General features: G+C 68.0%; 10 protein-coding genes. 4 read left to right on the top strand and 6 right to left on the bottom strand.

All coding sequences use genetic code 11. From position 1 onward, the window contains the following. Positions 1 to 124 precede the first annotated feature (124 nt). Complete coding sequence (locus tag QNJ67_05185) at positions 125 to 919, bottom strand: ABC transporter permease (protein ID MDJ0608350.1); 795 nt, start codon at positions 917 to 919, stop codon at positions 125 to 127. Positions 920 to 924: 5 nt separating this feature from the next. Continuing rightward, positions 925 to 1,740 (bottom strand): ABC transporter permease, encoded by an 816-nt coding sequence (locus tag QNJ67_05180; GenBank protein MDJ0608349.1) that lies wholly within the window; start codon positions 1,738 to 1,740, stop codon positions 925 to 927. Between QNJ67_05180 and QNJ67_05175 the strand changes: the two genes are divergently transcribed. Together QNJ67_05175 and QNJ67_05170 are read left to right on the top strand one after the other, a co-directional pair. After that, entirely contained in the window at positions 1,739 to 2,362 is a 624-nt protein-coding gene (locus tag QNJ67_05175; protein ID MDJ0608348.1) for a RecX family transcriptional regulator, read from the top strand. The two genes, QNJ67_05180 and QNJ67_05175, sit on opposite strands and share 2 nt — an antisense overlap. 370 nt (positions 2,363 to 2,732) lie before the next feature. Next, complete coding sequence (locus QNJ67_05170; protein MDJ0608347.1) at positions 2,733 to 4,262, top strand: MgtC/SapB family protein; 1,530 nt, start codon at positions 2,733 to 2,735, stop codon at positions 4,260 to 4,262. 288 nt (positions 4,263 to 4,550) lie between these two features. Here the strand turns inward: QNJ67_05170 and QNJ67_05165 are convergent, their stop codons facing one another. The 3 genes from QNJ67_05165 to QNJ67_05155 all read right to left on the bottom strand — a co-directional run bounded on the left by QNJ67_05165 (position 4,551) and on the right by QNJ67_05155 (position 8,035). After that, positions 4,551 to 5,138 (bottom strand): cytochrome c, encoded by a 588-nt coding sequence (locus QNJ67_05165; protein ID MDJ0608346.1) that lies wholly within the window; start codon positions 5,136 to 5,138, stop codon positions 4,551 to 4,553. A 452-nt stretch (positions 5,139 to 5,590) separates the two neighbouring features. Beyond that, positions 5,591 to 6,250: an SEL1-like repeat protein gene (locus QNJ67_05160; GenBank protein MDJ0608345.1), complete on the bottom strand. Its 660-nt coding sequence runs from the start codon at positions 6,248 to 6,250 to the stop codon at positions 5,591 to 5,593. 99 nt (positions 6,251 to 6,349) lie between these two features. Further along, complete coding sequence (locus QNJ67_05155; protein MDJ0608344.1) at positions 6,350 to 8,035, bottom strand: adenylate/guanylate cyclase domain-containing protein; 1,686 nt, start codon at positions 8,033 to 8,035, stop codon at positions 6,350 to 6,352. A 143-nt stretch (positions 8,036 to 8,178) separates the two neighbouring features. Between QNJ67_05155 and QNJ67_05150 the strand changes: the two genes are divergently transcribed. Continuing rightward, positions 8,179 to 8,442 carry a DUF1289 domain-containing protein gene (locus QNJ67_05150; protein ID MDJ0608343.1) on the top strand — a complete coding sequence of 88 codons (264 nt, stop codon included), beginning with the start codon at positions 8,179 to 8,181 and terminating at the stop codon, positions 8,440 to 8,442. Further along, positions 8,432 to 9,367, top strand: coding sequence for a DMT family transporter (locus QNJ67_05145; GenBank protein ID MDJ0608342.1), 936 nt, complete (start codon positions 8,432 to 8,434; stop codon positions 9,365 to 9,367). Before QNJ67_05150 ends, QNJ67_05145 begins: the two co-directional genes overlap by 11 nt. 12 nt (positions 9,368 to 9,379) lie before the next feature. Here QNJ67_05145 and QNJ67_05140 read toward each other — a convergent pair whose 3' ends face one another. Further along, complete coding sequence (locus QNJ67_05140; GenBank protein ID MDJ0608341.1) at positions 9,380 to 12,046, bottom strand: hypothetical protein; 2,667 nt, start codon at positions 12,044 to 12,046, stop codon at positions 9,380 to 9,382. Positions 12,047 to 12,238 lie beyond the last annotated feature (192 nt).

The raw sequence follows: 12,238 nt of genomic DNA, 5'->3' as shown, positions 1-12,238 counted from the left end.
GCCGGTTGAAGAGTGTCGCCTAAAAAAAGTCATGCGGACAACCGGTCCGGCCGCCGCATTGCCCGCAATCTTCGCACGGAATCGGGGCCTGTCAACCAGCAGCCCCGCACTCGGCGGACCCGCTTCAGGGCTTCAGTTTGTAGCCCGTCGCGAAGAGCCGCCAGGCCAGCAGGGCCAGGCCCAGGAGCGGCAGCCCCAGGGCGGCGATCCCCTGGGCCGTCGAGGTCTCTCCGAAGCCGGTCAGGGCGAAGCGGAAGCCGTCGATCGCGTAGAACACGGGATTGAGCGCGATCAGCTGCTGCGCCGCGCCGGGCAGGCTGGCCAGGGTGAAGAAGGTGCCGGACAGGAAGCCGAGCGGCAGCACGACGAAGGTCTCGGCCACCGAGTAGTGTTCCCAGCGGTCGGCCCAGAGGCCCGCCAGGGTCCCGATCAGGGCGAACAGCAGCGCCGAGGCGGTGGCGAACATGAGGGCCAGGGCCGGGCTGTGAATCTCGAACCCGACGAGGAGGTGGGCGGCCAGCAGGATGACCCCGCCGATCACCAGCGCGTTCCAGGCCGCCGGCAGAACGTAGCCGGCGAGGAGCTCCCAGGGCGCCAGGGGTGCGGCCAGCAGATCCCCGATCATGCCCTCGAGCTTGTCGTCGAGGACCGGGAAGGCGGCGTTCTCGAAGGCCGCCTGGCCGAGGGCGAACATGACGATTCCCGGCGCGACGAACTGGACGACGGGAAGCCCCGGGGCGATCTCGCCGTCGCGCCCCGCCGCCAGCACGAAGACGGCGAGAAACAGCAGGCTGGAGACCGCGGGCCCGCCGAGGCTGCCCCAGATCATGCGGACGAAGCGCTGGATCCCTCGGCGCACCAGGGTGGCGAGACCGGCCCAGTTGACCGCGCCGAAACCGCGGGGCCGGGGCGGCGTCACGGGGCTCAGGCCTTCAGCCGGTAGCCGGTCGCCACCATGCGGTGCGCCAGGCCCCAGAGCGCCAGGTTAGCTCCGGCGACCACCGCCATGCCGACCCAGAGCGAGCCGTCGGCATGGCCGATGAAGCCGTAGCGGAAGCCGTCGATCATGTAGAAAAAGGGATTCAGCAGAGCGACCGCGTGCCAGCTCTCTGGCAGGCGCTCGATCGAATAGAAAGTGCCGGAGAGAAAGGAGAAGGGCGTGATCACGAAGTTGGTGACCGCGGCAATGTGATCGAACTTCTCGGCCCAGATGCCGCCGATCATGCCGAGCAGGGCCAGCATGAGCGAGGCGCCGACGGCGTGGAACAGAATGAAAGCGGGCGCGTGGAGATCGAGGGGCACGAAGATCCACATGCCGAGCGCCACCGCCAGGCCGACCAGGAGTCCCCGGGTCAGGCCGCCGCCGACGACGCCGGCGGTGAACTCCCAGGGGCTGATCGGCGGCATGAGGACGTCGACGATGTTGCCCTGGACCTTGGAGATCACGATCGTAGAGGAGGTGTTGGCGAAAGCGTTCTGGACCATGGCCATCATGATCAGGCCCGGCGCGAGGAACTCGGCGAAGGGCACGCCGCCGACCTCCTGGACCGACCGGCCGAGCGCCAGGGTGAAGATCGCCAGGAACAGCAGCGTGGTGATCATCGGCGCCAGGAGAGTCTGGGTGAAGACATTGAGGAAGCGCCGAACTTCCTTCATGTAGAGTGTCCAGAGGCCGAGCCAGTTGACCGCGCCGATCGGGCGGACGGACGGCGTCTCGAGTTTCGGGGACAGGGGTTTCATGGCCGATCAGATAGACCGGGCGCAGGAGCGAGGCAAGAGATTGGGCCGGCTGCCGCCGAGGAACCAGAGGCGCGCACCGCGGGTCACGCCCGAGGCGCTGACCCGCGCGGCCCACCACTATCTGGAACGCTACGCGACCTCGGCCGGAAACTTGCGCCGGGTGCTGCAGCGCCGGGTGGCGCGGGCGGCGCGCCTCGGCACGGTCGACGAGACCGCCGCCGCCGAGGCCATCGAGGCGATCCTGGCGCGCTTGATCGAGGCCGGAGTCCTGGACGACCGGGCCTACGCCGACGCCCGCGCGCGCAGCCTGCACCGGCGCGGCGCCTCGGCACGCGCAATCCGCGCCCGCCTGATCAAGACCGGGGTCGATACCGAGCTCATCGAAACGGCGGTCCAGGCGCGCAGCGAGGGGCCGGGCGACGCCGAGCTGCTGGCGGCTCTCGCCTTCGCCCGGCGCCGCCGCCTCGGCCCCTACCGGCCCCGGACGGAGCGCGGCGCGCGCCGCGAGCGCGACCTCGCCGCCCTGGCCCGCCAGGGCTTCGACTATGACGTCGCCCTCAAGGTGATCGAGGCGCCGGACGCCGAAGCACTGGAAGAGGAGGCCGCGTCCGGTGCGTTCTGAGCCCGAATCTCTTCCGGATCCTCACCAGCCAACGCGAGACGCAGATGGCCGTCCGCTTGACGAGGTGGATGTGCGGCGTGCTGCCGCGGCCGCGCACTTCGATCTGAAAATGCGGATCAACCGGAGATCCCGCGCGGCGTGGCCGGCGGCCGGCTTAAACACCATTTGCCGGACGCCGAACCTGGAGAAGGCTTGAGATGGTGAAGTAAGCGTCGGCGGGGGTTGTTATAAAGGACATCGAGGAGAGTGCCCCCTAAGACGGAACCGGCCGAGAAGGAGACTCGGATCGTCGGTGAGGGGTCGCGCGGGGGAGACCGGTATCGCCGAATTGTCTCGGCGCGAGGGGAGAGGGGAAATGGCTACAGACGAATTGCTCGGTCTCTTCATCAAGTTCGGGCTGGCAGCGGCACTGGGCTTTCTGATCGGTCTCGAGCGGACCATGGGCGCCCGGGAGAATCCGCACGCGGGCCTGCGTGACTTCGTGATAGTCGCCCTGGTCGGTGCCATCAGCGCATTCGTCGCCATTGAGTTCGAGAATTCATGGCTCATAGGCGTGGGTTTCTTCGGGTTTCTCACTCTTCTCCTTGTCGGTTACTGGACCGACCGGGAAAACAACGTCGATGACCCCGGGATCACGACGGAAGCCGCCGCGATCGTCACCTTCTTCCTGGGTGTCTTGACGATGCAAGGCCATTACGCCCTTTCGGTCGCACTGACGATCGTGCTGCTCACCGTGCTTTCGCAGAAAATCGCCCTCGGCCGCTTCAGCTCGGAGATCAAGACCTTCGAACTCGAAGCGACCGTCAAGTTCCTCATCATCACCTTCATCGTCCTTCCCGTGCTGCCGACCAAGTCCCTGGACAATCTCCTGACCTACTCCGTGGGCGAGGTCGTGTCCGTCGCGCAGGACACGGGCCGGCTCGCCTTCGTTCCCGCCGAAAACCAGTTCTTCGGGGTCGACCAGAGCCTTAACCTCTACAGCGACAGCGAACTTCTGGGCGTGATGAGAGTCACGAGCGTCACCGACGCCGAGGTGGCAGGTCGCTTCATCGGCAACAATCTGGAGCAGTTAACCGAGGGGAACGAGCTCTACGCGCCGCTGGCGCCGATGTTCGTCATGCACATGCTGGCCGCGCTCAAGCCGTTCAAGGTTTGGCTGATCGTGGTGCTGGTCTCTTTGATCAGCTTTATCGGCTACATACTGGTCAAAGTTCTCGGCAGCGGCTCCGGTATCGGACTTACCGGACTGATCGGCGGCCTCGCCTCGAGCACCGTCACAACCCTGAGCTTTGCCAAGCGCAGCAAGGAGTTGCCCGCGTGGAACCAGCTTTTCGCGGTCGCCATACTCCTCGCGTCTTCGATCATGTTCCCGCGCCTCCTGATCCAGATCGGCGTGTTCAATCAGGCGCTGATGCGCAACATGGCCGTGCCGATCCTGGTGACTGGCGCTGCCGGTTTTGTCATGGCCGCCCTCTACTTCCTGCGCTCGAAGAAGGATCCGGCCGGGGGCGCCGGAGCGAAAGAGGTGAGCTTCGGCAATCCTTTTTGCTTGAAGTCCGCGATCACCTTCGGGCTGGTTTTTGGCGTCATATTGATGGCGACGCGTCTTGCCATCACCTACCTAGGCGAGGCGTGGCTGCCGGTGGTCGCGATCGTCAGCGGCCTGACGGACGCCGATGCAATCGCCTTTTCTCTGAGCGACGCCCAGAGGTCCGGCTTGATCTCGCTGGACTGGGCGAGCTTCAACGTCGTCCTCGGCGCCCTGTCCAATACCTTCATGAAGCTGTTTCTCGTGTACTCCTTGGGCGACAAGGGCCTCTTCAGGCATCTGTTGCTTTCTTTCCTGGTCATGGGGGTGGTCGGCATCGTGACCATGTTCCTCTATTACGACCTGGTGTGACGGTCCCAATGTCCGGCCGGGCTGACGCGCGTTCTGTGAGAAGCTCAAGTCACACTGGAATCGTCGAGTCAGTGTCCCTTCGATCCCGAAATGCGATCGCTCGAACTTCAGGATCGGGCGGCGAAAGACGATCGGCTGACGCAGGCCTGCTATCCCGGATTTCTCGAACGCCCCTCGGTCTGCGCGGCCGGTGGCGGTTCAATGCGATCGGCACGCCCGACGGCGAGCCGCTGGAGGCGGAAGCGGAGTCAGGCGGCTTCTAGGACGAGGCGCGATCGAGGGCCCGTTCTACTGGGCCTCCGCGACATCGGGGAAGTCGGCGCGCATGAAGGTGACGATCTCCCAGATCTCGCGGTCGGTGAGGGTCTCCTTGAACGCCGGCATGTCGCTGCCGAACTGCGCGCCGCCTTCCGAGATCGTCCAGATCAGGTATTCGTCGACGGAGCGCGGCCGCTTGATCAGATAGGACAGGAACGCGGGCGGCGGCATGAGATCCATGCCGGCCTCGCCGTCCCCCGAGCCCTTGACGCCGTGGCAGGCGGCACAGTGCCGTTCGTAGAGCCGGCCGCCATCGTCGATGGCCATCTGCACGGCCGGATAGGGATTCCTGCTGCTGCGATACTCGAGCGGCACGCCGGACCGCATGAACTCGCGGTGCCTCTTGGAGCGCGGCATCAGGTCCGGCTCGGTCTCCGGCCGTTCCCAGTAGGGGGCGGTCGGACGTTGTTCGGACCACATATCCAGGCCGGGCACCAGCTCCTGCTGGAGTTCGTCCCCCGCGCTCGCCGGTGCTGCGCTCAGCCCGAAAGCAAGAAGGCAAAGCGCCGCGGCCAGGCCGAGGCGCGCCATCAAGGTCTCGATCTTCATTGGACGCATTGAGCGATCTCCGCACATCGGCTGGGGCGCAGCCAGGCGATCTTCAGCAAACAGTCCATAGCCCGCCCCTCCGGTCGCGGCATTGAGTTGGATCAAGCACGGCGTAGGAAGCCGGGGCTCCGTGACTGCAACGCGAGTTCTCGGAGCATAGCCGAGCCCCAGCCTTCTCGGGAACAGCGATCCTTTCAGTTGTGCCCACATCCCGCCACCCAGGAACTTCCCCCTCTGGGGCAAATCGGCGGGAGGTTTGGGTAAACCCGGGCTTCAAACTCCGGCGCTGGTAACGACCGGCCTGCGACCGTTTCCGGACCCGCGCGGCGGCGGCCGATGACGGAAAACAATGACCCGAAGTCGGAGTCGCTGATACATTCGCGAGCGAACGGCAGCACGGTTTGGTTTTCCCAAACGAGATGCCGTCTCCGTCTCTCGGCCCGTACGAGAGCATTGAGGGATCAGGGCTGTGAGCAGCCCGCCTGGTTTGGCCGCCATGCGGCGGCAAGGCGTTCAGCCTCGGCGATCTCCGACGAGGTCATTTCCCGCTCCAGCCTGTCCTTGAAGTAAATGATGGGCTCGGGCCAGTCTGCCTCAGTCAGGGTATACCACTTGTAGGCTTCGACCTCGTTCCGTTCCACGCCTTCGCCCCGGTCGTAGAACTGCGCGACGACGTATTGGGCCGACTTGTCGCCGGTGCAGGCCTTCTTCAGTTGCTTGCCGAAGTTTTCTCGCCGTATCGCTTCGATGGGGTCTTCCTGGTCGGGACTTACGTCGTGGTACCGCTTCTTCGCGCGCTTCGAAGCCGAAACGGATTGAACCAGACCCTCTTGGTCGAAAACTATCGTGACCCGCCAAATGACGGTGCCATAGCCGCCCACCGGAATGAACACGGGAAGTACGACATTGGTCGCTTCACCCCGATAGACGAAGATGGCTCCCTCCTCGTTATCCAGAACCATGTCCGGTTCGCCCAGCTCAGCGAGGACCTCCTGCTTGGTCGTGACGCCCTCTTCGATGGGGTCGAGTCGATAAATCGCGTCGCCGGCGTCCCAAACCGGCGGCACGAGTAGGCATCCAGATACCAACAAAATCAAAACCAGCAGGCTGACGCGCGTCACCGATCCCGTCACTCTCTTGGAGCGGAGGAGACGCTCATGTTGCAATCGCCGAAAGCTTAACTCCTTTGACATGAATCACGGTTCCGGGTCCGCATGTGGCTACACCGCCTCCGCCGCGCCGCCGGCGAGGACCGGGCGCAAGGTCATCGCCTGCTTGACCAGGTGGATGCGCAGCGTGCCGCTGCGGCCGCGCACCTCGATCTGCCGGTCGGGAAAGGCCGCGAGGTCGACCGTGGCGTGGCGGGCGACCGGCTCCGACACCACCAGCTGGACGCCGAACTCCTTGGTGAGCGCCTCCAGGCGGCTGGCGGCGTTGACCGTGTCACCGATCGCGGTGACCGAGGTCGCCGCCCCGTAGCCCATCTCGCCGACGATCACCGGGCCGGCGTGGATGCCGATGCCGATCCTGAGCGGCTGGGGCAGGTCGCTGCGGAGCGCGGCGTTCAGCTCGACCAGCCGCTCACCCATGCGCGCGGCGGCGTTGAGCGCGTTCCCGCAGCCGCTCGCCACACCGCGCTCGACCCCGAAGAGCGCCATGATGCCGTCGCCGACGAACTTGTCGATCCGCCCCCCAGACTCCTCGATGGCCATGCCCATGGCGGCGAAATAGCGGTTCAGCAGGAAGACCACGTCGTAGGGCAGCTTGTCCTCGGACAGGGTGGTAAAGCCCCGGAGGTCGGCGAAGAGGATCGCCACCTCTCGCTCGTCGCCCTGGAGGTAGCCCGCCTGGCGTCTCTGCTCCTTGGGCCCGACGGCCGGCGGCAGCAGCGGGGCGACCTCGACGTCGCGCAGCGGCACGGTCTGGCAGGCGAGCCGGACATTGTGCGCCGCTCCGATGCGGGCGAGCACCCGCGCCTCCGCGTCGCCGGGCGGCGGCAGGTCGGCCAGCCCCCCGGCGATGCGGATGCGGCAGGTCGAGCAGCGTCCGCGGCCGCCGCAGACCTCGGCGTGGGGGATACGCGCCTGGCGGCTGGCATCGAGGATCGAGGTGCCCGGCGCGACCGCGACCTTCTGGCCGGCCGGGTAGCTCACGGTCACGATGCCCCGGCGGCGCTGCCAGGCCTGACGCAGCAGACGCGCCAGCAAGGTCAGTATCAGCAGCGCGGCCATCACGGCCAGGGCCCAGGCTTCCAGGCGGTAGATCAGGTCGATCGCGGCCGCTTCCTCCAACCCGGCGCGCGCGGTGGCCGCGGCGAGCCACGCCTCGTCGCGGGCCAGGCGGACGACGTCACGCCCAGCCACTAGCACGCCCAGCGTCGAGACCAGCGGCACGGTAACGGCCAGGACCAGGGCCGTCGGCGCGACGGCGGCGTACCAGGGTTTCAGGCGCAGCCAGAAGTGCAATCCGATGCAGCCGTGCAGCCAGGCGAGCAGGACCACGGCGAACTGCCGCACGGCCGACGCGGGGTCGTACCAGAAGTAGATCAGGAGAACCCGCTGGTAGCTGTCCTCGATGCCGAAGAGCTCGGCCACGAGCCGGTTGCCGAGGATGTGCAGGATCAGCAGCGGCGGGATCGCCAGGCCGGCCGCCAGCTGGACTGCCTCGCCGGCCGGCATCCTCAGCCGCCGGCGCTGATAGAGCGCCCAAAGGGCGAGGCCGGCGTGGATCAGGAACGCGCCGTAGAGCAGGACGGTCGCCGGAAGGTTGCGCCAAAGCAGGAGGAACCAGTGGCGGCCCGCTTCCAGCGCGTCGAGTGAAACCAGCCCCAGGGCGTGGTTCAGGCTGTGGGTTAGCAGGTAGGCGAAGAGCAGAAGCCCAGAGGCGAGCCGGAGCCTGCGGATCACCGTTTCGTCTCCCGCTGCCGAGATGCGTCGCTGCGGATGATAGGCGCGCGCGCAGCCATGGCAAGGGCTGGGCGCCGATCTGCTCTAGACCTGGCGGCGCGGGTCGATAGACTGCGCGGCGTCTTCCAGGGATCGAGGCCCCCATGACCGAGCCGACCGAGTCTTCGCGCGCGCGCCGACGCCCCAGGGTGCGGCGCACTTTCGACACCACGATCCCCTCGCCGTGCATCGCGGTCTGTCAGATCGACAACGCCACCAACTGCTGCATCGGCTGCTTCCGCTCGATCGACGAGATCCGCGAGTGGCCGATCATGACGGCGGACCAGAAGACCGAGACGCTGGCCCGGGTCGCGGCCCGCAAGGCGCGCGCAGGCGGCGTGCCGGGCGGCGCCGGCGATGGCGGCTGAACTTCCCGTCAGCGGCGGGGGACGCTCGGAGCGCCTGCCGCCGGAAGGCTTCCTCCTGATCGCGGGCATCACGCTGTTCTGGGGCGTCAACTGGCCGGCCATGAAGGTCGCTTTCGGCGAGATCCCGGTCTGGACCTTCCGCAGCCTCTGCCTCGTGGTCGGCGGCGTCGGGCTGCTCGGCCTGGCGAAGCTCGGCGGACGCTCCTTGCGAATCCCCCCGTCCGACCTGAAGCCGCTGATGCTATCCTGCCTTTTCAACGTGATCGGCTGGCACCTCTTCTCCGGCTACGGCATCAGCCTGATTCCCGCCGGGCGGGCCGCCATCATCGCCTTCACCATGCCGATCTGGACCAGCCTGTTCGGCGCCTTCTTCCTGGGCGAACGCATGACGGCGGGGAAGTGGGCCGGCCTCGCCCTGGGCACCGCCGGCCTTGCCGTGCTCATGGGCGAGGACATCGCGGTTCTGGGCGCGGCCCCGCTGGGCACGCTCTTCATGTTCGGCGCGGCGATATCCTGGGCGCTGGGCACCATCGTGATCAAGAAGACCGACTGGACTATTTCCAGCGGCACCCTGGTCGGCTGGCAGATGTCGATCGGCGCGGTGCCGATCATCCTCGGCATGCTGATCATCGAGGGCGTACCGCGCGTCGAGGGGCTCAGCGAAGAGGCGATATGGGCCACGCTCTACGTGCTCGCCCTGCCGATATTGTTCTGTCAGTGGGCCTATTTCCGCCTGGTAAGGCTGTTCCCGGCGGCGCTGGCCGCGATCGGCACCCTGATGATCCCGGTGGTCGGCGTGTTCTCCAGCGCCTTGCTGCTCGGCGAGCCGATCGGCCTGGGCGAGGTCGTGGCTCTGGGCTTGGTCTGCTCGGCGCTGGCCGTCGTGCTCGGCCCGCCGGCCCTCTCAGCCTGGCGATTGCGCTGAAGCCCGCGCGGATTACCAGACGATTCGTTCGATGCCGTTGAACGAGACCTGGACGTTGCTGCCGTCGAGCCGCAGGGACCCGGCCGAGCCCGGCGTCAGGACGACGCAGCCGGGCCGATCCTCCAGGATCTCTCCGGTCGTAAGCTGGATGTCCCAGCCGCCCGCCCCCGGTCCGGCGGTCACCCCGCTCAGCTGAAGGGTATCCGGGCGCCCGTCCGGCGAGCCCAGTGGCGCCGCTTCGGCGGCGGGCGCGGCTTGGCTCGGCGGAGAATCGGGAATCAGCCGGGGCAGGGCGTCGAGATTGGGCGCCGCGGGCGCGGGCGCGGCGGCCCCAGGCGCCTCGGGTACAGGTGCATCGAGTGCGGGCGCCTCGGGTGCCGGCATCTCGGCTGCCGCAAAGTCATCCCCCGGAGCCGGGGCCGGCTCCTCGGAAAGCGGCGGCAGGTCCGCTGCGGTGTCGGCCGGGCCGGTCTCTTCACCCCAGAAATCGCCGCCGAAGCTGCTCCCGAAATCGCTCTCTTCGGCGAGCGGGTCCGGCGCTTGAGCCGGCGCGGCCTCCTCGGTCATCTCCTGTTGCAAGGCGTCCTCGCCGATGTCGGCGAAGCCCTGTGGCGTCTCCGCCAGCGGCTGCTCGGCCTCGGGCGCCGACCCGCTGTTGAACTCGGCCCAGGGGTCTTCCGCCGCCTCCGGCGCCGGCGCGGCGGGAGCGGCGGCGCTCTCGGTCAGCGGAGCCTCCAGGGCTTCGCCAGGGGCCGCCGCCGGGGCCGCGCCGCCCTGGCGCTCGAAGTCCACGTCGCGGGCGAAGGGCCCCGCGCCGTCGTCGGCCACGGTGACCGTCGCGCGGTAGTCGTCGCCGTTCGGAAGCCGGACGTCGAACGTGACCTGACGGGTCTCTCCCTGCTGCAGGTCGTCGAAATCGTCGCCCGGATCGAAGTCGAAGGTGCCGTCGCCGTTGTCGATGGCGCGGCCCGCCGAGGGCTGGCTGACGATGCAGCCGGCCGCGCCGGGATCCGTCGTCTCGATCGACGCAGTCTCTGCCGGCGCCGGCTCAACCGGGTTCGGCTCGATCGGATCCGGATCAATCGGTTCCGGATCAATCGGTTCCGCCAGGGGGGTCGCCGCTTCCGGCGCGGCGACGTCGAGGGGCTGCTGCGAATCGGGCGCGGTCACCGCCGCCACCGCGTCCGGCGAAGGATCGGCGAGCTCGCCGGCGAGATCGGCCCAGTCGTCCGAGACCGTGGGGGCGGAGACGTCGCCCCAGAGGTCGCCGTCGCCGTCAGTCTCTTCGCCGCTCTCCGCCGCCGGCGCCTGGGACTCCGGCTGCGGCGCGGCGGGCTCGGCGGGAAACGCGTCGAAGAAGGAATCCGCGGCCTCGGCCGGCTGGTCCTCGGCCTCGGGAGCTTCCGCGGGGGGATCGGCGACGGGCTCCGCCGGGGAGCCGAAGAGACCCCCGGAGGCCTCGGAACTCTCCTGCGCCGCGCCGGCATCGGGGGCGAAGGAGTCGCCGAAGAGCGTGTCGTCCGCCGGGCCGGGCTCTTCCGCGGGGGTCTCGGAAGCTTCCGGGGCCGCGGGCGCCCAGGCGTCGCCGGCCGGTGCCGGGTCCGTCTCTTGTTGCGGTGCGTCGGCCTGGGCCCCGAGCAGGTCGGGCCCGCCGAGCGGATCGGGCGCTGACCCGCCGTGCGGATCCGGTTCGGCCGGTTTGTCCCAGTCGGCCCAGGGATCGAAGCCGTCCGGCGGCGAGGCCGGCGTCTGGTCGACGGAAGCCGGCTCGGCTGCCTCTGACGACGCCTCAATGGGGGCCGCCTCGGCAAGCGGGTCTGGCTCGGTCGGTGCGACTGGCGCCTGTTCGGCGCTGGGCTCCGCGGTCGACGCGAAGGGATCGGCGGGCTCTGGCGCGCCCTCGTCCGCCGTGGCGGAATCGCCCCAAAGCGAGGTCTCGGCAGCCGGTTCCGTCTGGTCCGGGGAACCCGCGTCCGCGAAGGCCGGCTCCGGCGATGGGCCAGGGCTGTCGGGGGCGTGAGTCTCCGGGGATTGGGTCTCTGGGGATTGGGTCTCCGGGGCTGTGGCCTCCGGCACTGCCGGTTCTGGTGACTCCGGTTCCGGGCTCAGCAGCTCGCTGACCGACAGCTCCGAAAGAGGCTTGCGCTCGGTTTCGGGGGCGGCGGAGTCCTCCGGCGCCGGATCGGCGGAGAACGCCAGGTCGCCGAGATCGTCCACTTCGCGGGGGTCCGCCGAACCCAGGAGCGGCTCCTCCGAGGGGGCGATGGGATCGGCTTGCGGCGCCGCATCGCCGGCAGGCGCCTCGGATTCCGGCGCACCGAGGCTGTTATAGACGACGTCGGTTGCGATCGGGCCGTCGCTGGTCCCCGTCACGGTGACCGTCGCGCTGACGACTTCGCTGCCTGCCAGCAGGAAGGTGAAGTTGACCGTCCGCGAGGCGCCGATGCCCAGGTCCGCGAAATCGGTGCCGGGATTGAAGCTGAAGGTGCCGTCGCCGTTGTTGGTGACGCTGCCCGCGGGCGGCTGGCTCAGGATCGAGAAGCCGCTGGCGTTCTCGAGCTCCGCCTCGGCCGGCTGCGCTTCCTGGCTCTCGATCTGATCCGGCCGCGCGCCGCCGGCCGACTCATCTCTCTCAGGGTGAAGCGATTCGCTTTCCCCCCGTGCGCTGCCTAGAGCCATTGAGACACTCCCGAAGCTGCCTGCGACTGTTCGAAAGAGAACAGCTTTGCCCAAAGGTTTGCCGCCCAGAGCGTTACACTCTGGTTTGGCTTAGGCAGGCTACGAGAGGGCCGTTAAGGAAAACCTTATTCGTATAGTTAACCATTCACTACGGCGCCGAAGAACCGACCAAAAAACTCTCACATCTCAAAT

The sequence above is a fragment of the Kiloniellales bacterium genome (assembly GCA_030064845.1).
In the GTDB taxonomy this organism is placed as follows: domain Bacteria; phylum Pseudomonadota; class Alphaproteobacteria; order Kiloniellales; family JAKSDN01; genus JASJEC01.
This window is presented reverse-complemented; position numbering and strand designations above follow the sequence as displayed.

What these genes read in the sequence shown, in the direction of transcription:
- QNJ67_05145 (MDJ0608342.1), top strand. Translation starts at nt 8,432, where the DNA reads ATGGCGGCTGAACTTCCCGTCAGCGGCGGGGGACGCTCGGAGCGCCTG.
- QNJ67_05175 (MDJ0608348.1), top strand. Translation starts at nt 1,739, where the DNA reads ATGGCCGATCAGATAGACCGGGCGCAGGAGCGAGGCAAGAGATTGGGC.
- QNJ67_05180 (MDJ0608349.1), bottom strand. Translation starts at nt 1,740, where the DNA reads ATGAAACCCCTGTCCCCGAAACTCGAGACGCCGTCCGTCCGCCCGATC.
- QNJ67_05165 (MDJ0608346.1), bottom strand. Translation starts at nt 5,138, where the DNA reads ATGCGTCCAATGAAGATCGAGACCTTGATGGCGCGCCTCGGCCTGGCC.
- QNJ67_05140 (MDJ0608341.1), bottom strand. Translation starts at nt 12,046, where the DNA reads ATGGCTCTAGGCAGCGCACGGGGGGAAAGCGAATCGCTTCACCCTGAG.
- QNJ67_05150 (MDJ0608343.1), top strand. Translation starts at nt 8,179, where the DNA reads ATGACCGAGCCGACCGAGTCTTCGCGCGCGCGCCGACGCCCCAGGGTG.